19 protein-coding genes are annotated in these 18,718 nt (G+C 33.7%); 5 read left to right on the plus strand and 14 right to left on the minus strand.

What is annotated here, in order from left to right; genetic code table 11:
• The first annotated feature begins 399 nt into the window (after positions 1-399).
• Positions 400-1,476, plus strand: a complete 1,077-nt coding sequence (prfA, locus tag FLACOL7796_RS11475; protein WP_065449322.1) for a peptide chain release factor 1 — start codon at positions 400-402, stop codon at positions 1,474-1,476.
• 637 nt (positions 1,477-2,113) lie between these two features.
• On the opposite strand, the gene FLACOL7796_RS11480 is transcribed toward prfA, so the two are convergent.
• From FLACOL7796_RS11480 to FLACOL7796_RS11530, 11 genes are all read right to left on the minus strand, one after another.
• The gene (locus FLACOL7796_RS11480; RefSeq protein ID WP_173970925.1) at positions 2,114-2,485 is read right to left on the minus strand and encodes a hypothetical protein; all 372 of its coding nucleotides are present in this window, start codon (positions 2,483-2,485) and stop codon (positions 2,114-2,116) included.
• Between the two features lie 22 nt (positions 2,486-2,507).
• A complete protein-coding gene (locus FLACOL7796_RS11485; RefSeq protein WP_173970926.1) occupies positions 2,508-2,888 on the minus strand; it encodes a hypothetical protein in 381 nt (126 codons plus the stop codon).
• Positions 2,889-2,923: 35 nt separating this feature from the next.
• Positions 2,924-3,208, minus strand: a complete 285-nt coding sequence (locus FLACOL7796_RS11490) for a YtxH domain-containing protein (RefSeq protein ID WP_173970927.1) — start codon at positions 3,206-3,208, stop codon at positions 2,924-2,926.
• Between the two features lie 45 nt (positions 3,209-3,253).
• Positions 3,254-3,406 carry a lmo0937 family membrane protein gene (locus FLACOL7796_RS11495; protein ID WP_109746162.1) on the minus strand — a complete coding sequence of 51 codons (153 nt, stop codon included), beginning with the start codon at positions 3,404-3,406 and terminating at the stop codon, positions 3,254-3,256.
• Between the two features lie 35 nt (positions 3,407-3,441).
• Positions 3,442-4,089, minus strand: a complete 648-nt coding sequence (locus tag FLACOL7796_RS11500; RefSeq protein ID WP_173970928.1) for a porin family protein — start codon at positions 4,087-4,089, stop codon at positions 3,442-3,444.
• 39 nt (positions 4,090-4,128) lie between these two features.
• Positions 4,129-4,677 (minus strand): DUF4142 domain-containing protein, encoded by a 549-nt coding sequence (locus FLACOL7796_RS11505; RefSeq protein WP_232067362.1) that lies wholly within the window; start codon positions 4,675-4,677, stop codon positions 4,129-4,131.
• Positions 4,678-5,067: 390 nt separating this feature from the next.
• Positions 5,068-6,852 (minus strand): CHASE3 domain-containing protein, encoded by a 1,785-nt coding sequence (locus FLACOL7796_RS11510; RefSeq protein WP_173970930.1) that lies wholly within the window; start codon positions 6,850-6,852, stop codon positions 5,068-5,070.
• A gap of 9 nt (positions 6,853-6,861) precedes the next feature.
• Complete coding sequence (locus FLACOL7796_RS11515) at positions 6,862-7,311, minus strand: response regulator (RefSeq protein ID WP_055098384.1); 450 nt, start codon at positions 7,309-7,311, stop codon at positions 6,862-6,864.
• A 21-nt stretch (positions 7,312-7,332) separates the two neighbouring features.
• On the minus strand, positions 7,333-7,884 hold the full coding sequence (locus FLACOL7796_RS11520; RefSeq protein WP_173970931.1) for a helix-turn-helix domain-containing protein: 552 nt from the start codon (positions 7,882-7,884) through the stop codon (positions 7,333-7,335).
• Positions 7,885-8,041: 157 nt separating this feature from the next.
• Positions 8,042-8,227, minus strand: a complete 186-nt coding sequence (locus tag FLACOL7796_RS11525) for a CsbD family protein (RefSeq protein ID WP_055098382.1) — start codon at positions 8,225-8,227, stop codon at positions 8,042-8,044.
• A gap of 108 nt (positions 8,228-8,335) precedes the next feature.
• Complete coding sequence (locus FLACOL7796_RS11530) at positions 8,336-8,809, minus strand: Dps family protein (RefSeq protein ID WP_173970932.1); 474 nt, start codon at positions 8,807-8,809, stop codon at positions 8,336-8,338.
• A gap of 162 nt (positions 8,810-8,971) precedes the next feature.
• Here FLACOL7796_RS11530 and FLACOL7796_RS11535 point away from each other — a divergent pair, with 162 nt between their 5' ends.
• The 3 genes from FLACOL7796_RS11535 to FLACOL7796_RS11545 all read left to right on the plus strand — a co-directional run bounded on the left by FLACOL7796_RS11535 (position 8,972) and on the right by FLACOL7796_RS11545 (position 12,957).
• Entirely contained in the window at positions 8,972-11,155 is a 2,184-nt protein-coding gene (locus tag FLACOL7796_RS11535; RefSeq protein WP_173970933.1) for a DUF5723 family protein, read from the plus strand.
• 115 nt (positions 11,156-11,270) lie between these two features.
• Positions 11,271-12,089: an orotidine-5'-phosphate decarboxylase gene (gene pyrF, locus FLACOL7796_RS11540; protein WP_173970934.1), complete on the plus strand. Its 819-nt coding sequence runs from the start codon at positions 11,271-11,273 to the stop codon at positions 12,087-12,089.
• A gap of 67 nt (positions 12,090-12,156) precedes the next feature.
• Positions 12,157-12,957, plus strand: a complete 801-nt coding sequence (locus FLACOL7796_RS11545) for an ABC transporter substrate-binding protein (RefSeq protein WP_173970935.1) — start codon at positions 12,157-12,159, stop codon at positions 12,955-12,957.
• A 194-nt stretch (positions 12,958-13,151) separates the two neighbouring features.
• Here the strand turns inward: FLACOL7796_RS11545 and FLACOL7796_RS11550 are convergent, their stop codons facing one another.
• Positions 13,152-14,072 carry a helix-turn-helix domain-containing protein gene (locus FLACOL7796_RS11550; RefSeq protein WP_173970936.1) on the minus strand — a complete coding sequence of 307 codons (921 nt, stop codon included), beginning with the start codon at positions 14,070-14,072 and terminating at the stop codon, positions 13,152-13,154.
• Between the two features lie 220 nt (positions 14,073-14,292).
• Positions 14,293-15,303 carry an aldo/keto reductase gene (locus FLACOL7796_RS11555; RefSeq protein ID WP_173970937.1) on the minus strand — a complete coding sequence of 337 codons (1,011 nt, stop codon included), beginning with the start codon at positions 15,301-15,303 and terminating at the stop codon, positions 14,293-14,295.
• A gap of 724 nt (positions 15,304-16,027) precedes the next feature.
• Between FLACOL7796_RS11555 and FLACOL7796_RS11560 the strand changes: the two genes are divergently transcribed.
• The gene (locus tag FLACOL7796_RS11560) at positions 16,028-17,521 is read left to right on the plus strand and encodes a catalase (RefSeq protein ID WP_173970938.1); all 1,494 of its coding nucleotides are present in this window, start codon (positions 16,028-16,030) and stop codon (positions 17,519-17,521) included.
• A gap of 327 nt (positions 17,522-17,848) precedes the next feature.
• Here FLACOL7796_RS11560 and purU read toward each other — a convergent pair whose 3' ends face one another.
• Positions 17,849-18,703 carry a formyltetrahydrofolate deformylase gene (gene purU, locus FLACOL7796_RS11565; protein ID WP_173970939.1) on the minus strand — a complete coding sequence of 285 codons (855 nt, stop codon included), beginning with the start codon at positions 18,701-18,703 and terminating at the stop codon, positions 17,849-17,851.
• Positions 18,704-18,718 lie beyond the last annotated feature (15 nt).

Here is an 18,718-nt window from a genome sequence, read left to right on the forward strand (position 1 = left end):
TATTTTTTCATATTCGCAATTTTAAATTTCCACATTTAACTATATACTTGCTGATTTAAATGTTATGCTTTACAGATTCAACTAAAGATTACAAATGTTCTGATGAAGAGTGAATGTCGAAAAATGATAAAATATTTTGCAAAAATAATTTCTTTGAAACAAAAATCTTTACGGAAAACCATAAACGCCTAGATAAACCCGAAAACCCCTAGCCCTGATAGAAGTGAAAATCCTTTTATGCCGGTGTTCTGCACAAAAGATTGTAGCGGATAACAGGAAATAGCTCCTAAAAATGATCCTAATTAGATAAAATTTCACCATTAAAAAACACAACAAATCAATAATAGAATTTTAAACAAAAATTTCGTAATTTTGCACTCCAATAAAAGGAATTAGAAAATGTTAGATAGACTTCAAATAGTAAAACAGCGTTTCGACGAGATTTCGGACTTGATTATCCAGCCGGATGTTATTTCTGATCAGAAACGTTATGTGCAATTGAATCAGGAGTACAAAAACCTGAAAGCATTGGCTGAAAAGCGCGATGAATATGTACTTGTGATGGCTAATATAGATGAGGCAAACGAAATTATTGCTGATGGAAGTGATGCAGATATGGTTGAAATGGCCAAAATGCAACTAGATGAAGCAAAAGAAAGATTGCCTGAACTTGAGGAAGAAATCAAGTTTATGTTGATCCCTAAAGATCCTGAAGATGCTAAAAACGTGATGGTCGAGATTCGTGCAGGTACGGGTGGGGACGAAGCGAGTATTTTTGCCGGAGATTTATTTAGAATGTATACCAAATATTGTGAGAACCAGGGTTGGAGAACTTCGGTAGTAGATATGAACGAGGGAACTTCTGGTGGTTTTAAAGAGGTTATTTTTGAAGTATCAGGAGAGGATGTTTACGGAACTTTGAAGTTTGAAGCTGGAGTGCACCGTGTACAACGTGTTCCTCAGACTGAAACTCAGGGTCGTGTACATACATCTGCAGCTACAGTAATGGTTTTACCGGAAGCGGAAGAGTTTGATGTACAGATTGATATGAACGATGTTCGTGTTGATTTCTTTTGTTCATCAGGACCTGGAGGACAATCTGTAAATACAACGAAATCTGCGGTACGTTTAACGCACATTCCTACAGGATTGGTGGCGCAATGTCAGGATCAGAAATCGCAACATAAAAACAAAGATAAAGCGTTGAACGTTTTACGTTCTCGTTTGTACGAACAGGAATTGGCTAAGAAAGAGGCTGAAGATGCTACAAAACGTACATCGCAGGTAAGTTCTGGTGACCGTTCGGCTAAGATTCGTACTTACAACTACGCTCAGGGTCGTGTAACAGATCACAGAGTTGGTTTGACTTTATACGATTTAGGAAATATCATGAATGGTGACATTCAGAAAATTGTTGCTGAGCTTCAGTTGGTAAACAATATGGAGAAATTGAAAGAGGCTTCGGAGGTTTTTTAATTTAAGGGACTAAGGTTCTGAGTTGCTGAGGTTCTAAGTTTTTAGGGACATAGGTTCAGAGGGGCAAAGGTTTTTGCTATCTATATAAATATAAAAATCCTGTTTCACTAATCGTGAAACAGGATTTTTTTTTTGACCATAATGATCAAACATAGCCAGTGGTTTCAACCACTGGAAGGTAATATTTATAATCGCAATATATATAATCGTAATATAGGTACTTGCAAATGCGGGTAATCACAGTATATTGTAGCAATAAATTCTCATGATTTATATTCTGCATTCCGTTTATCAAGCTTGAAAACCTCTGACTAGAGTTTGAAATATTGTTAAAAATAAAAAGCCCCTGTTTTACATTAGTAAAACAGGGGCTTTTTTTGGTTCAGACAAAGTCTGGTTTTAGACTTTCAAAAGAAATCTTAGAACCTTAGCAACTCAGTATCTCAGAACCTTAAGAAATATAGTGAAGGATATTAACTGTTTAACCGTTTGTTTATAAAACGTATAAAGCAAGTTAGATACCTAGAAATACTCTCGAAAATTCGAAACATTTATATAGATTCGAGTAAACGTATACACCATTTTTTAATACTATTTCGCTTAACTTTTCCATAATACATAAATTTGAGTTAGACAATTACTCTCTTGATGATTCTTGTTGTGATGATTCTTCTTTTTGGGAATCATGATGTGGTTTTGAAACTAAATTAGTAACGACAAGCTGTAATAAGGATCCGAAAATACCTTTGAATGCTGAGGTGCTTTTTCCTACTACAAATCGCTTTGCGAGGTAGCCAATCCCAATACTTATTGCTGATTGTGCCAGATTGCTTTTAAAACCTACAGTTTCGTTGATTTCTTCTACTGTATTCCTGATAAGATTAAGCGGCTTTAAATTATGCTTAATTTCGTCGATTTCGTCTTTTATAGCGCACCATTCTGCGTCCTGTCGAATTTCTAATTGTTGAATCGTCTGATTTAATCCATCAATAGTGTAAATAGTTTCCATAACAGTCTTTTTTAGTTATTAATTAATTTAAATCAGTTGTATTATCTTTTTTAGTTTCTTTTAAAATACTGGAAATAATCATGTTTCCAATAGGTGTTTTAATGATCTTATGTTGCAAAGTATGCATGAATATTGCAACGATAAGGTAAAAAAGTGCTACGATAAAAAAACCGTAATAGTACTCCCCAAGTACTTTACCAAGCCATAAACTAATTCCTACATTCAGGAATAAGGTAAAAAATGCAACAACAGCGCCAACTGCTATTCTTGATGTTAATGTTGATAAAACATCTGCTACTGCTGATACCGTTTTAAGCTTAATTAATTCTAAGCTAGTTTTGGTATAGTTTTCAGCTTTTTCATAAAGATTTAAGTTCTCGTTTGTTGTTGCATTTGATTCCATGATATAGGGTATTTATGGTTTAAAAATTTCACTCTTTAGTAGTTCGTTTTTACACTTTTTGCTTCATCTTTGATCGTGTTGAAGTCTTCTTTTGCCTGGTTGAATTTTGCTTTTCCTTCTTCGATAATATCTTTACCGTTTGCAGTAATAGTGCTTACAACTCCGTCAAATTTTGTTTTTAAAGTATCTCCGTAATCTTTTGATTTATCTTTAATTTTTTTTCTAGTGTTTGACCCTTTGTCCGGTGCGAATAATACACCTAAAAATGCTCCTGCAGCTGCAGCTCCTAAAATTCCTAAAATTGTGTTACTTGCTTTCATAATATTTGATTTAGTGATTAATATAATTTTTTATAATGTTGATTTTTAAACTTCTCGACCTTTGATCAGTCTGAATAGTATTGCAATAATTGCAATTACCAATAATATATGGATGATACTTCCAAGGCTATAAACAAAGAACCCAAGAGCCCAGAGAATAACCAGAATTACCGCGATTGTATATAATAAATTTGACATGGTTTTTATATTAAGGGGTTAATAATTCTTTTTTTTTAGTTCAATTTATACGATAAGTATAAAGTTAAGTTGCTGTTTTTTGCATCTGGAAATGTATAGGTTGTTCCTGCAACAGTTCTTTCTTTTCCAACAGTTGTTAATCCGTAGTTGTAACGTAAACCAATGCTTAGAGGACTAAAATCTACTCCAACACCTGCAGCGATACCAGCATCAAACTTGTTTAAATCGTCAGTGTCTACATTTTCGTCAAAACTAATATCTCCGTCACCTTTTACTTTAGAACTTACTAAATATGAAGCATAACCACCGGCGTGAACGTTAAAATTTTTGGTGATGTTTACTCTTACTAATAAAGGAACTTCGATGTAGTTTAATTTAAATTTTGCATCTCCTGAAACAAGAGCATTGTTATATTCTAATTTTGCTCCTTTTGTAGTAAACAAAATCTCTGGCTGAATAGCGATGAAATCTGAGATAGGTAATGTGGCATAAACTCCGGCATTAAATCCGTATAATACATTGTTATCATCTACGTCATCTCCGCTACCATATAGGTTAGACATATTGAATCCTCCTTTTATACCAAACTCGGTATTTACATTATTGTCCTGAGCGTGTAGCATTCCAAATGAAGCTGTTAAAAAAAGTGTTAAGGCGCATAAAAAATTTGATTGCATTTTCATAGTTTAAAATAATTTAGTTAATAATAGATATATAGGCATTTAATTAATCTCATTGTTAAGCCTTTGCATTTCGCGCAGGTTTTGATATTGTTCAGGTAAATATTGTAACACTAGTTTTAATATCGTCTTGTCATTTGTTTGTTTCGAAATGGATTCAAACAATCCAATTTGCTCTTTTAATGATTCTGTCATAGAACTCAAATAAGCTTTATTAAAATCAGTACTATCGGCGTCAATCAGTTCGTATAAATCTAGTTTATTGTGTGTGGCATTAATTTCTGTAATAATAATGAGCTTTTTATTGGCCATTTTAGAAACATCCTGCAACAATTGATTCTGATTGATTTCTATTTTTCTACTCCATTCCTGTAAAGTAGAATCTGAACTTTTTTGTTGTGCAATTTGACTTTTAGAAATAATTGATTTTGTCACATTTGCCGTCGCAATAAAAAAAAAGGCTTCAATTTCTTCTTTTTCCGTTTTATTAAAAGTTTCATTTTTAAGTGAAGTTTCTATCGGATTACTTTTGTTGCACGACGTGATGCAAAGTATAATTATCAATAAAAAAAATTGTCTCAAAATTGTCACTTTTAACTGATGCACTGCTTTCATTATTACTTCATAAAGTATTACATTACAAAGATGCTAACGAAACAAACATTTTGCTTTACAGCATAAAAAAGAATCTTTATATAATTCCCATAATAGGTTTATATGGGTGTTTTATCCTTTAATTTTCAAGGGGTTATTTATTAAAGTTTAAAGCAAAAAAAAGAAACCACAGTTTGTCTATGGTTTCTTTTTTTATGTTGAGTATAATTTAGAGGTATTTTGTTTTCCTACAGATTTCGGTCTTAGTTTTCAGTCTCTCCCGATAGCTATCGGGATCAGTCTCAGTATTTAGTCTCAGTATTCAGTCTCGGTTTTACTGTAAACTGTGACTGCGACTGTAAACTTTTTCCAGCTGTAAACTAAAAATTACTCCGGAAGAAAAACTGTAAAAACAGATCCTTTATTAGGAGTACTGTCAGCTATAATATGACCTTTATGGTTGTCTACGATTTTTTTGCAAATGGCAAGACCAATTCCGGTTCCGGGATAATCTGTTTTAGAATGCAAACGCTGAAACAAAACAAAAATCGTTTCTTTAAACTGAGGATCAAATCCCATTCCGTTATCTGTAAAAGTAATTTTATGGAATTTCTTTACATTCGGTTCTAATAAATCCGGGTAATCGCTTGAGTTTACTTTTTCGCTTTCGATTTTAATTTCAGGAGCAATATCCGGCTGACTGTATTTTAATGAATTTCCGATAAGGTTAATAAAAAGCTGCTCAATCTGATACGGAATAACAGCCAGTTTCGGCAATTTCGAAACAGTTATTACAGCATGTTTCTCCTCGATGATTTCGGCCAATTCAGATTCGGCATTTTCAAGCAGTTCGTTTAAACTTAATTTTATAAATTCCTTTTTAGTTGTATTGGTTCTCGAGAATAAAAGTAAATCGTCGATTAACACACGCATTCTTTTTGCCGAAACTTCAATTTTAGAAATGTACGCTTTCGCACTTTCAGACAAAACAGCTTTATCGGCTTCTGAAATTCGGGAAACAAAAGTTTGAATTTTTCGTAAAGGTTCCTGTAAATCGTGACTTGCAACGTGATTGAAAGAAGCCAATTCTTTATTGCTTTTCTCCAGTTCTCTGTTGCGTTCCTCCAATTCGATGTTTAATAAATGTTCGTCGGTAATATCAAAATTAATTCCGAGTAAAATTTTACTTCCTTGCTGATCCGTCAATAATTTTCCGGTAGATTTAAAGTATCTTATTTCGTAATCCGGACGTGTGATTTTGTAGTAAACAAAAGGTAATTGTTTTTTTACAACAATATTCTCCATTGATTTTGCTACTTTTTCTTTGTCATCAGGATGTACAAACTCCAGGAAAGTTTCTTTTTCAGGAACAAAAGCATTAGGTTCAAAACCCAGTAAACGATATTGATTGTCTGAGTAGTCTATTTTATCAGAATCAAGATCCCATTGCCAGGTACTGAATTTTCCGATGCTTTCAGATTCAGCCATTAGTCCGCTTGAAATTAAGAGTTTTTTATTGTAAATCTTCAAACGTTCAAAGTCACGGCTAATTTGTCTGTAAGCTAATAAGATAAAACTTAAGGCCACAAGAAATAAGGAAATAGAAAATAGGGGACTTAAAGAAATTTCGGCAGCATAAATTTTGAGTCTTTTTGCCAGATAATTTTTCTCGATATCGTTCATTTCGTCTACCTGAAAACGAATGTTCTCCATCAGGATTCGACCACCAAACATATGATTGTCGAGTTTTCTCTTATCATATGTTTTGGGATCGCTGTATTTTAAACAATTTTCGAACGAAACAAAACGCTGAATAATTAGTTTAAATAATTTTTCAAGGTTTTTTTGTTGCTTCGGATTATCGGCAGTAAGCTTTTTTAAGGTAATAAACGAAGTATTTACCTTATCGCGCGAATAAATATAAGGCGTTAAAAATCGTGCATTTCGTGTTATGATATAGCCACGCTGCCCCGTTTCGGCATCCTTAATTGCCGACATTAATCGCTCTAATTGAATGTTTATTTCATACGTATGCATTACCACTTTACTGGATTCATCTAAATCCCGATTGTGTTTGTAAGCAATAGAAGAAAGAAATAACAGAATGAAAACCGCGATTACAAAAATAACTCTCAATGAGTTTGAAGAATTAAAATTTGGTATCCATTTCATTGTATGCTATTATTTTAGTCGAAGCAGGAAATTATCACGATTTAAACCTGATGTATGATAGTGCCAGTTTACTGTAACAACTTCATTAATTATTTTTTTAAGCGTATTAAAATCGCTCGGTTTTTTAATATAAATATTGGCTCCCTGAATAAAGGTGTCTTCTATATCTTCTTCAGATGATGAAGTAGAATAAATGGCAATAATAATATTTTTAAGATGCTCTGTTTTTTTTATTTCGATCAAACACTCTTTACCTGTTTTTTTAGGCATGTTCAAATCCAGAAATAAAATATCCGGTAATTTAGTTTCAGGATCCATCAAATGATCCATCAATTGCATTCCGTCATGAACAAAATCAACCTTTGTCTGAATTTTTATTTCTTCAAAAGCATCCTTAAAAAAAAGACGATCATCTTCATCATCATCAGCTAATAGAATGTATAATGCGTTTTTTTGCATTTTAGTATGGTATTATGGGTTTTATTTTAAATTTTCTCTACGTTTCTTAATTATTCTCTGAAAAGCCGATGGCGTAATTCCAGTGGTGTTTTTAAACTGCGTACTCAAATGCGCTACACTCGAATAGTTTAGTAAAAAAGCAATCTCGGTCAAACTCATTTCATTAATAATAATCAATTGTTTGGCTCTTTCAATTTTTTGTAAAATGATAAAATTTTCAATAGAAGAATATGTTACTTCTGAGAAAACATTAGACAAGTAGCCGTAACTGTGATTTAATTTCTCTGCTAAAAACACAGAACTTTTATAATTATTGCTGTCTTCCATGAAAACAAGCTCAATTATAGCGTCTTTTATTTTTTGCACCAGAACACTTTTCTGATTTTCGACAACTTCAAAACCACACGGCAGTAAATTATTCTTTAAAGATTCGAGTGCATCAGCATCAAGATTGTCCGCAATTTCAATTTCGCCAAATCCCAGAGTCGTAAAATTTACATTTTGTTGTTCCAGGTTTTGTTTCAAAAAAAGTGAGCAAATGGTGTTAATATCGAACTTTATAAATAGTTTCATTTTATAGAAATTTGGTTAAAGATAATTAATTTATTTTTGGTTATAGAGTTTAATGCTTCTTAGCGATTTAGAACAGCGAAAAATTTAAATAAAATTCTCATAAAAATACCGCCTAATATGTTGTACTAGACGGTATTTATGGTTGATTCAGAGGTTCTTACAAATCAGCAATGATTTTGCGAACTTCATCTTTTGTTTTACCTAATTTTTGTTGAAGTTTTCCGTACATTTCGTCTTCTTTTCCTTCATCATACAATAAATCGTCATCTGTAAGATCAGCATATTGTTGTTTTAGTTTTCCTTTCAACTCGTTCCAGTTTCCTTTTATCTCTGTAGTATTCATGATATTTTTATTTAAGTATTTATAATAATGTAAATTTCCTTATTCTGTTTTGCTTTCTTGTTATATGAATTTTGCAAAGCGTTTCATAATTCACATTTTGCTATTTTTTTAAACCTGATAGCGGCGTAAAACCCAGGCCATTTTTTCGTGTTGTTGCAGTAAACCCGTTACAAAATCGGCAGAACCAATATCATTGCTGTTTTCTTCAAAAGCCGGAATATAATCTCTGAATTCCGTGACCAATTGTTCGTGGTTTTCTAAAAGTTCCTCCAGCATATGTTTTTGCGAAGCATATTCCTTAGGAGATTCTTTTAGGGTAGAGTTGTCTATAAACTCTTTCATGGTTCCGATGGTTTTTTCGCCAAGCTGACTAATGCGTTCTGCCACTTCGTCGATATTGGCTTCTAAAATTCGGTATTGTTCTTCAAACAATTTATGCAGTTCCATAAAGCTGTTTCCTGAAATATTCCAGTGAAATTTTCTGGTTTTTACATAAAGGGTCATTTCGTTTGATAAAATCGTGGCTAATATAGTGGTGCTTTTTTTTAAGTTTTTTGGCGTTATTCCGATATGTGGGGTCATAATTGTTTGATTTAATGTTCTTTATCAAAAATAGAAAAGAAGCATTTTGTTTTTCTTACATAATTTATTGCAGATGTTACATGAATTCAATGTTAGCGTAACCTGTTTGTAATTCTAAAACAGTAGTTTTGCCCCCGAATTTATCTAAAAAACCAAATTTTAATGAAAAAAACGCTACTCAGTTTATTATTTATTACCATTATTTTTTCGGCGAAAGCCCAATCTTATTTAGGCTACACGCATGATAATTATGCAGGTATACAAAGTGTACTTTTTAATCCGGCGTCTATTGCCGATTCTCGTTTTAAAACCGATATTAATATATTTTCTGTCAGCGGATCAGTAGCCAATGATTTGTACGGAGTAAATATTTTTGATACTTACAAAAAGGGATATGATTTTGATACACAGTCTAAAATGACTCCAAAAGGAGCCAACAATGGTCTTGCTAATTTTGATATCATGGGACCTTCATTTATGTTTAATATTGCTCCAAAACATACCATTGCAGTTTTTACACGTGCAAGATCTGTTAGCAACGTCAGAAACATAAACGGAAATCTGGTAGATCAGGTAAAAGATGGTCTGGATAAAGCAAGCGATTTTAATTTTAATGCAGGAAATGCCAACGGCGCATCAAACACCTGGGCTGAACTTGGACTTTCGTATGCAGCAGTTTTGTATCAAAAAGATCAGCACTTTTTAAAAGGAGGTCTTACTGCCAAGTACTTGCAAGGTGGTGTAAACGGATATGTAAAAGGAAATAATGTAAATGTTAAATACAACGAAAACACAGTAAATCCTGAGAAAGGAACTCTTGTTTCAAGCGGAGAAATTTCTGTGGGAACAAGTCAGGATTTTGAAGCAAACGAGGATTATAAATTTGATTCAGGTGCGAACGGATTTGGTTTTGATTTTGGATTAGTATACGAATGGAGGCCAGATTACGATCAGTATGATTTGAGCAGAGCAAAACCGGCTGATAATAATTTCAGAGATTTAAATAAATATAAAGTGCGTTTTGGTTTATCGGTTACTGATGTTGGATCTATCAATTACAAAAAAGCAAGACAGGATACTTATAATGTAAATGGTACCATCACTCAGGAAATGATTGATGATGCAGATAATTTCTATGATTTCCTTAACGAACATTATACGAAAACATCTTCAAGAAACGGAATGAAAACCAATTTACCAACGGCGCTTCATGCTGATGTAGACTGGAATATGTACAAGAAATTCTATTTGAATCTTAACGGAGATATCAATATGGTTTCGGCAAATAAAATCAATGGTTACGGAATAGCTGATCGTGTTACGCTGACACCACGTTACGAAAGCAGATGGTTTAGTTTTTATGTACCAATGACCTATATGGAATATAGCGGAATGCAGGTGGGTTCTGGATTACGAGTTGGAGCTTTCTTTATTGGGTCAGGTTCTATACTTACTAATTTAGTTTCGAAAGAATCAAAAGCAGCTGATTTCCATTTGGGGATGAAAATTCCGGTATACGAAAAGAAATTTAAAGATACAGACGGAGACGGAGTTATCGACAAAGAAGATGCTTGCAGAAAAGTGGCGGGTCCGGCGGAAAATAACGGATGTCCTTGGCCAGATGCAGATAAAGATGGTGTTTTTGATAAAGATGATGCTTGCCCGAATGTTGCGGGTCCTGTAGAAAATAAAGGTTGTCCTTGGAAAGATTCTGATGGAGATACACTTTTAGATAATGTAGATGCTTGTCCTGCAATTGCCGGACCGATAGAAAATAAAGGTTGTCCGTGGCCAGATACTGACGGAGACGGCGTTTTAGACAAAGACGATGCTTGCCCAACGGTTGCCGGTTTAGCAGAAAATAAAGGTTGTCCGGTTCTGGATGCTGACAAAGACGGAGTTCCGGATAATGTAGACGAATGTCCTCTAATTGCTGGTCCGGCTGAAAATAAAGGTTGTCCTAAAGTGACCAAAGCTACTTTAGAAAAATTAAAAGTAGAGGCTAAATCGATCTTTTTCGTTACCGGAAAAGCAACATTAAGTGATGCTAAAAAAGGCGAAACTTCAGGAAGATTAGATGCGATTAAAGAGATCTTGAAAAATTATCCAAACGCTAAATTTGCCATCAACGGACATACTGACAATGTTGGAAATCCAAAAGCAAATCAGAAATTATCTGAAGAGCGAGCAAAAGTAGTTATGGATGCTTTAATTGCAAAAGGAGTAAATCCTGATAATCTATCTTCGCAGGGATTTGGAGCTAGTAAACCAGTGGCAACTAACAAAACGGCTTCTGGAAGAGCACAAAACAGAAGAACAGAAATTGTTTACTTAGGCAATTTATAAGTCTAAACTGAATATAAAATCAAAAAGCCATTCGTAATTGAATGGCTTTTTTTATTTTTGCATACTTCTAAAAAAGAATCACTTTTGATGGATTAGAAGAACTAAAAAAACAAGAATGACAACACAACAACTACACGAACAAATTCTTTTAAAAAAATCATTTTTATGCGTTGGATTAGATCCTGATCTGACTAAAATCCCGGCTCATTTATTAGAAACCGAAGATCCTATTTTCGAATTTAATAAAGCCATAATTGATGCGACACACGATCTTGCAGTAGGTTATAAGCCTAATACTGCTTTTTTTGAAGCATACGGAATAAAAGGATGGATGTCTTTGCAAAAAACGATCAACTATATCAACGAGAATTTCCCTGAGATTTTTACCATAGCAGATGCAAAACGTGGCGATATAGGGAATACGTCAAGCATGTATGCAAAAGCATTTTTTGAAGATTTGAATTTTGATAGTGTAACCGTTGCGCCTTATATGGGAAAAGATTCGGTTGAACCTTTTTTAGCTTTCGAAAATAAACATACGATTATGTTGGCTTTAACGTCTAATGAAGGAGCTTTCGATTTTCAGACTTTAACCACCAACGGACAAGAATTATACAAACAAGTTTTAGAAACCTCTAAAACATGGAAAAATAGCCACAACTTAATGTATGTTGTTGGCGCTACAAAAGCAGAATATTTTGCCGATATCAGAAAAATTGTTCCGGATAGTTTTTTACTAGTTCCCGGAATTGGCGCTCAGGGTGGAAGTTTATCTGAAGTTTGCAAATACGGAATGAATGATAAAGTAGGTTTATTAGTCAACTCAGCAAGAGCGATTATCTACGCTTCAAAAGGAACAGATTTCGCAGAAAAGGCAAGAGAAGAAGCTTTATCAGTTCAAAAAGAAATGGAAGAGATTCTCGCTAATAAATAAAGTTATCAGTCTCAGTTTCAGTCACAGTTTTGACTGAGACTGAAACTGTATACTGGGACTAAATATTATGAAACAACTAACCGATCAATTAGGTACTTCACATTCTTTTGAGACAACTCCTAAACGCATTATTTCGTTAGTGCCTTCTCAAACCGAATTATTGTATGATTTAGGTTTAGAAGATAAAATCATCGGAATAACCAAGTTTTGTATACATCCGTATCATTTAAAATCGACTAAGAAAGTTGTTGGCGGAACCAAGAAAATTCATTTTGAGAAGATAAAATTGCTTCAGCCTGATATTATCATTTGTAATAAAGAAGAAAACACGCAAGAAATAGTAGATCAATTAAGTGCTATTTGTCCGGTTTGGGTAACGAATATTGTTACGATCGAAGATAATTTTCAGATGATTTCAGACTTTGGTCAACTCTTTAATTGCAGAACTGAAGCTCAAAAATGGAATAATAAATTGTCTTTTGCTTTAAGCGATTTCAAAAAATATATAGCAGATATTCCGGTACAAAAAGCTGCCTATTTTATCTGGAAGAATCCATTTATGGTTGCCGGAAAAGATACCTACATAAATGAGTTATTAAAACTCAATCATTTTGCAAACATATACGAAGACAAAGGGCGTTATCCTGAAATTGAAATAAAAAAAATACGCATTGAAGGCGATCCTGATATTGTCTTTCTTTCGTCAGAACCTTATCCTTTTAAAGAAGAAGACGCTTTCGAAATAGGACGTTTTACGCATCACGCTAAAACAATCTTTGTAGATGGAGAAATGTTCTCCTGGCATGGGAGTAGATTGCTAAAGGCTTTTCCTTATTTTAAAGTATTGCATGAAAGATTGAAGAAATAAAATTCCAAAATTTTTAAATTCCAAATTCTACAACTGTTGGAATGAGATTTCATCGGAAAGTTTTTTACCACAGAGTTACACAAAGGTTTTTCACAGAGTTTCACAAAGCTTTATTTTTATAGTAAGCAATCTTAGCGAACCTTTGCGAAAAACCTTTGCGTGCTTTGCGGTTAAACCACGCTTTCAATTAAAATTTAATTAAACGAACTTCTGAATTCTAAAGGCGAAACATTGGTTTTGCTTTTAAACAATTTATTGAACGATTGCGGATATTCAAAACCCAATTGATAGGCCATTTCGCTCACGCTTAAAGAAGTAGTAGTAAGTAATTCTTTTGCTTTTTCGATGATTTTATTATGAATGTGATGTTGTGTACTTTGTCCCGTTAACGAACGCAGCATATCACTAAGATAATTAGGAGAAACATTTAGTTCATCTGAAATATAAGCTACCGTTGGGAGTCCGAATTGTTGTACTTTATCACCTTCAAAATAATCAGCTAATAGAATTTCTAATTTGGTTAAAAGAGTATTATTGGCAGATTTTCGGGTAATAAATTGACGGTTGTAGAATCTATTACAATAATTAAGTAATAATTCGACATGCGAAACCATTACGTCCTGACTAAAAGCATCAATTGAGGAAAGGTATTCCTGTTCGATATTTTGCATAATATTACGAATCATCGTTTCCTCTTTGTCGGATAAATGCAAGGCTTCGTTTACGGCATAAGAAAAATAGCCATAATCTTTAATATTTTTAGCTAAAGGATAGTTTTGAATAAAGTCAGGATGAATAACAAGCATAGCTCCGTACACCGAAGTATCGACAGAAACTTCAGTAGAAATAACTTGTCCGGGAGACATGAAAGTCATAACACCTTCATCAAAATCATAATAATTTTGTCCGTATCTCATTTTTCCGGTAAAGCCTTTCTTGATACAAACCGTATAAAAATCATATACAACACTTTTAAGATTGTCATCAAAATGGCAACTTATTTTACTTAAGTCAACAAAACTTATTAAAGGATGCTCCGGTTTTGGAATTTTTAATAAGGAATGCATTTCTGAAATCGAATGAATCGTATATGGAATATGGACTTCTTTTTTCATGAGATAATATATAGAATATTCAAAGAAATATGAGGTAGGAAAAGCTATCGTAAAGATAACTTTTCCTTAGAAATTAATGATTTGGTTTTGTTATTACTTTCAAACTTTTGATTTTGCTCGAACTGATAATACACAAACAACAGAACATATTATAAAAATTAGTGTAAATCTACGTTTTCGCATTAGCGAATCCATATCATCTGCGTACTATCTATAAGTTTTATTGGTTTACAAAAGCCATATTGGCTTCGTCATAACGCATTCCGGTTTCGGTTCCAAGAGGAATAATTTTTTCTAAGCGATTTATTTCCTCTGTTGTTAAAGTCATTTGAGCCGCTTCAATATTCTCTTCGACATATTTTACTCGTTTTGTTCCCGGAATAGGTAAGATGTTTTTAGAGACAATCCACGAAAGTGCCAATTGAGAAGGTGTAATTTGTTTTTCTTCGGCCATTTTTATAATTTCATTAACCAATTGAATGTTTTTCTCAAATTGTGGCGTCTGAAAACGCGGCAGATTTCTTCTGAAATCATCAGCAGGAAAATCATCCGGACTTTTGATATCTCCTGATATAAATCCTCTGCCAAGCGGAGAATAAGCCACAAAACCAATTTCTAGTTCCTGTAATGTATCTAAGATTCCAAGTTCTTCAACATTTCTTTCAAACAAAGAATATTCAGTTTGTAAAGCTGTTATTGGATGAATTTTATGAGCACGTCTTATGGTTTCTGAGGCCACTTCTGATAAACCTATATAACCCACTTTTCCTTCTTTAACTAATTCAGACATAGCGGCAATAGTTTCTTCGATTGGTGTATTAGGATCAAGTCTGTGTAAATAGTATAAATCGATATAATCTGTTCCAAGGTTTTTTAAAGAACGTTCTGCTGCTTTTTTTACGTAATCCTTTGTACCGTTAAATTTCCAGGTAAGCTGTTCTTTATCGTCAATTTCAAAACCAAATTTAGTGGCAATACTATAAGCATTACGATTGCCTTTTATCGCTTTTGCAATTAATCTTTCGTTGTGTAGCGGTCCGTATAAATCTGCGGTATCGAGAAAGTTTCCGCCCAATTCAAGCGAATGGTGAATTGTAGCTATAGCTTCTTTTTCATCGGCTTTGCCATAAATATCAGCTCCGGCAATTTGGGTCATTCCCATACATCCTAAACCAATATTGGGAACAATAAGTCCCTGATTTCCTAATTTAATTTTTTTGATCGTACTCATAATTTCGTTTTTTAGATTTTAGTTTGAAAATTATAAGACAAAGATCCGGGAGTATTCCTTTTATAAAGTATCTAAATCTCGTGTAGTTGTATCCAAAATGAGGCAGAAGATGTTTCAGGTTTCAAGTTGTTGGATTTTGATTTAACCGCATCGTTTTTTTTAGCACAGAGATACATAAAGGTTTTCACAGAGTTCCACGAAGATTTATACAAAAAAATAACTTAAAGCTTTGTGGAACTCTGTGAAAAAAAAACTCTGTGAAACTCTGTGGTAAAATTATACCCAAAGTAAATGAACACAAAGCTTTGCGAACCTTACGTTTTCTAAACATACAGTTAGATAAAAAAAACTTAGCGCTCTTTGCGGTTAAAATTATTCTCAAAGTAAAGCAACCTGAAACCAAGAAAACTTGAAACCTGAAACCAGATTGATATAAAAAAGAATGCCGGCATCTCGAAGACGCCGGCACTATTTAACTAACCAAAACCAAAATAATAAATAACCAGTTTATTACATTACAAAGATCCGACATATATCAATCTTATGGTGTTAAGGTCTTGTTATTACTTTGTTGAATATAAGTTAAGATTTTTTAATACTTGTTTCTGAGCTTTCTACAGCGTTAAATAACTTTTGATTATTAAAATATAATAACAATCAATTTTGTTTATGAATATCCTAAAGATATCTTCGTATATTTGATAAAACATTAAATATCAGCATTATGGATTCAAACAAAAAATTAACAACTGCAACAGGAACTCCCGTTCCAGACAATCAAAACATACAAACTGCAGGCCCTCGTGGACCCGTTTTATTACAAGATTTTTGGTTTTTAGAAAAAATGGCACATTTTGACCGCGAGGTTATTCCGGAGAGAAGAATGCACGCCAAAGGTTCTGGAGCTTATGGGACTTTTACTGTAACTCATGATATTACAAAATATACAAGAGCAGATTTGTTTTCGGAAATTGGTAAAAAAACAGAAATGTTTGCACGTTTCTCAACCGTTGCAGGTGAAAGAGGTGCTGCTGATGCCGAAAGAGATATTCGTGGTTTTGCCTTGAAATTTTATACTAATGAAGGAAATTGGGATTTGGTAGGTAATAATACACCGGTTTTCTTTTTCCGTGATCCAATGAAATTTCCGGATCTAAATCACGCTGTAAAACGTGATCCAAAAACCAATTTAAGGAGTGCTGATAACAATTGGGATTTTTGGACTTTATTACCAGAAGCTTTACACCAGATTACAATCGTAATGAGTGATCGTGGGATTCCGAGATCTTACAGAGAAATGCACGGATTTGGTAGTCATACCTTTAGCTTCCTAAATGCTCAAAACGAAAGACATTATGTGAAATTTCATTTCGTTTCTCAACAGGGAATCGAGAATTTATCTGATGAACAAGCGGCTCATTTAGTAGGTAATGATAGAGAAAGCCATCAAAGAGATTTATTTGATGCTATTGAAGAAGGAAACTTCCCAAAATGGAAAATGTTCGTTCAAATCATGACAGAAGAACAAGCAGCTACGTATCGTTTTCATCCTTTCGATTTAACTAAAGTTTGGTTAAAAGGTGATTTCCCGCTAATTCCGGTTGGAGAATTCGAATTAAATAAAAACCCTGAAAACTATTTTGCCGAAGTGGAACAAGCTGCCTTTAATCCGGCGCACGTGCCTCCCGGAATTAGTTTTTCACCAGATAAAATGTTACAAGCCCGTTTATTTTCTTACGGAGATGCACACCGTTACCGTTTGGGAGTAAACAACTACCAAATTCCTGTAAACTCATCAAGATGTCCTTACAACACATTCCACAGAGATGGTGCAATGCGTGTAGACGGAAACAACGGCGGACGTAAACACTACGAGCCAAATAGTTTTGGAGAATGGCAAGAGCAACCAGAATTTAAAGAACCACCATTGAAATTACATGGTGATGCCTGGGCACACAATTTCAGAGAAGATGATAACGACTACTTTACCCAGCCAGGTTTATTATTCCGTTTATTAACCGATGAGAAAAAACAATTGTTATTCAAAAATACTGCAGCACAAGTAGGAGGAGCGCAAGCTTTTATTCAGATTCGTCATATCAGAAACTGTTTTAAAGCAGATCCTGCATACGGAGAAGGTGTAGCACACGCTTTAGGATTAACAATGGAACAAGTAAATAACTTTTCTGACCCAAGATTATCAATCGAAGTGAGATAGGTTTTTTCTTTTGAAGGTTCAAAGGGACAGAGTTACAAAGGCTCAAAGTTTTTTTTGAAGCTTCTAAGTTTAAAAAAAAATAAACCCGATAGGTTTTTAAAACCTGTCGGGTTTGTTATTTGATAGAAATAATAAATTTTATTTAATGTAAATTAAAAAAATAAACAGTGGAAATCCGTTTAAATCCGCACAATCTGTGGCCGAAAAATATAGACAAAGCTTTGTGATCTTCAAAAAAATATCAAACACCAAGCATAAAAAACTTAACGACTGCGTAATCCTTTGCGACCTTTGCGGTTAAAAAAAAAATTAGCGATTAAAAAACGCCTAAGAAAAAACCACAGTCTTGTTGCTATAAACCATAGTTTTACGCTCCGCATGCAATTTTATAGCCCTCGCCAAAACAATACGTTCCAGATCACGACCTTTCATAATAAAATCATCAACTGAATGTATGTGAGAAACCCTCGCAATATCCTGTTCGATAATTGGCCCTTCGTCTAATTCTGCTGTAACATAATGACTGGTTGCGCCAATAATTTTTACCCCACGTTTAAAAGCCGAATGATACGGTTTTGCCCCCGGAAAAGCAGGTAAAAACGAATGATGAATATTAATGATTTTATTCTCGTAAAGCGCAATTAAATTAGGAGTGATAATTTGCATGTAACGCGCCAGAACAATAAAGTTAATCTGGTATCGCTGTAATAACTCAATTTGTTTCGCTTCGCCTTCTTCTTTATTATCTTTTGTAAAAGGCACACAATGAAACGGAATATCAAATCGTTCTGCAATTGATCTTAAATCGTTGTGATTACTTATAATTACCGGAATTTCAACATTTAGTTCACCAGCACTGTAACGTCCTAAAATATCAAACAAACAGTGATCGTATTTCGAGACAAACAAAGCCATTTTTGGTTTTTGTTCCTGATTGTATAAATCCCACGACATATCAAAATCAGTCGCAATTGTTTTGTCAAAATCAGATTTCAGGTTATCGATTGTAATGTGATGATTTGTCAGTTCACATTCCAGTCGCATAAAAAACACATTTTGTTCTACATCAACATGTTGGTCGATGTAAGTAATATTTCCTTCTACTTTAGCAATAAAAGTAGTCACTGCGGCGATAATTCCTTTTTGGTCTTTACAGTGAATCAGAATGGTTATTTTTTGCATTATGGTTTAGTTTTG

This window comes from Flavobacterium bizetiae, from assembly GCF_902804475.1.
GTDB lineage: Bacteria > Bacteroidota > Bacteroidia > Flavobacteriales > Flavobacteriaceae > Flavobacterium > Flavobacterium bizetiae.

Coding starts and splice junctions, on each gene's coding strand:
- FLACOL7796_RS11495 (WP_109746162.1), bottom strand. CDS start 3,406: ATGTCAAATTTATTATATACAATCGCGGTAATTCTGGTTATTCTCTGG.
- FLACOL7796_RS11500 (WP_173970928.1), bottom strand. CDS start 4,089: ATGAAAATGCAATCAAATTTTTTATGCGCCTTAACACTTTTTTTAACA.
- FLACOL7796_RS11530 (WP_173970932.1), bottom strand. CDS start 8,809: ATGACCCCACATATCGGAATAACGCCAAAAAACTTAAAAAAAAGCACC.
- FLACOL7796_RS11535 (WP_173970933.1), top strand. CDS start 8,972: ATGAAAAAAACGCTACTCAGTTTATTATTTATTACCATTATTTTTTCG.
- FLACOL7796_RS11480 (WP_173970925.1), bottom strand. CDS start 2,485: ATGGAAACTATTTACACTATTGATGGATTAAATCAGACGATTCAACAA.
- FLACOL7796_RS11485 (WP_173970926.1), bottom strand. CDS start 2,888: ATGGAATCAAATGCAACAACAAACGAGAACTTAAATCTTTATGAAAAA.
- prfA (WP_065449322.1), top strand. CDS start 400: ATGTTAGATAGACTTCAAATAGTAAAACAGCGTTTCGACGAGATTTCG.
- FLACOL7796_RS11510 (WP_173970930.1), bottom strand. CDS start 6,852: ATGAAATGGATACCAAATTTTAATTCTTCAAACTCATTGAGAGTTATT.
- purU (WP_173970939.1), bottom strand. CDS start 18,703: ATGCAAAAAATAACCATTCTGATTCACTGTAAAGACCAAAAAGGAATT.
- FLACOL7796_RS11515 (WP_055098384.1), bottom strand. CDS start 7,311: ATGCAAAAAAACGCATTATACATTCTATTAGCTGATGATGATGAAGAT.
- FLACOL7796_RS11560 (WP_173970938.1), top strand. CDS start 16,028: ATGGATTCAAACAAAAAATTAACAACTGCAACAGGAACTCCCGTTCCA.
- pyrF (WP_173970934.1), top strand. CDS start 11,271: ATGACAACACAACAACTACACGAACAAATTCTTTTAAAAAAATCATTT.
- FLACOL7796_RS11545 (WP_173970935.1), top strand. CDS start 12,157: ATGAAACAACTAACCGATCAATTAGGTACTTCACATTCTTTTGAGACA.
- FLACOL7796_RS11550 (WP_173970936.1), bottom strand. CDS start 14,072: ATGAAAAAAGAAGTCCATATTCCATATACGATTCATTCGATTTCAGAA.
- FLACOL7796_RS11520 (WP_173970931.1), bottom strand. CDS start 7,884: ATGAAACTATTTATAAAGTTCGATATTAACACCATTTGCTCACTTTTT.
- FLACOL7796_RS11490 (WP_173970927.1), bottom strand. CDS start 3,208: ATGAAAGCAAGTAACACAATTTTAGGAATTTTAGGAGCTGCAGCTGCA.
- FLACOL7796_RS11555 (WP_173970937.1), bottom strand. CDS start 15,303: ATGAGTACGATCAAAAAAATTAAATTAGGAAATCAGGGACTTATTGTT.
- FLACOL7796_RS11525 (WP_055098382.1), bottom strand. CDS start 8,227: ATGAATACTACAGAGATAAAAGGAAACTGGAACGAGTTGAAAGGAAAA.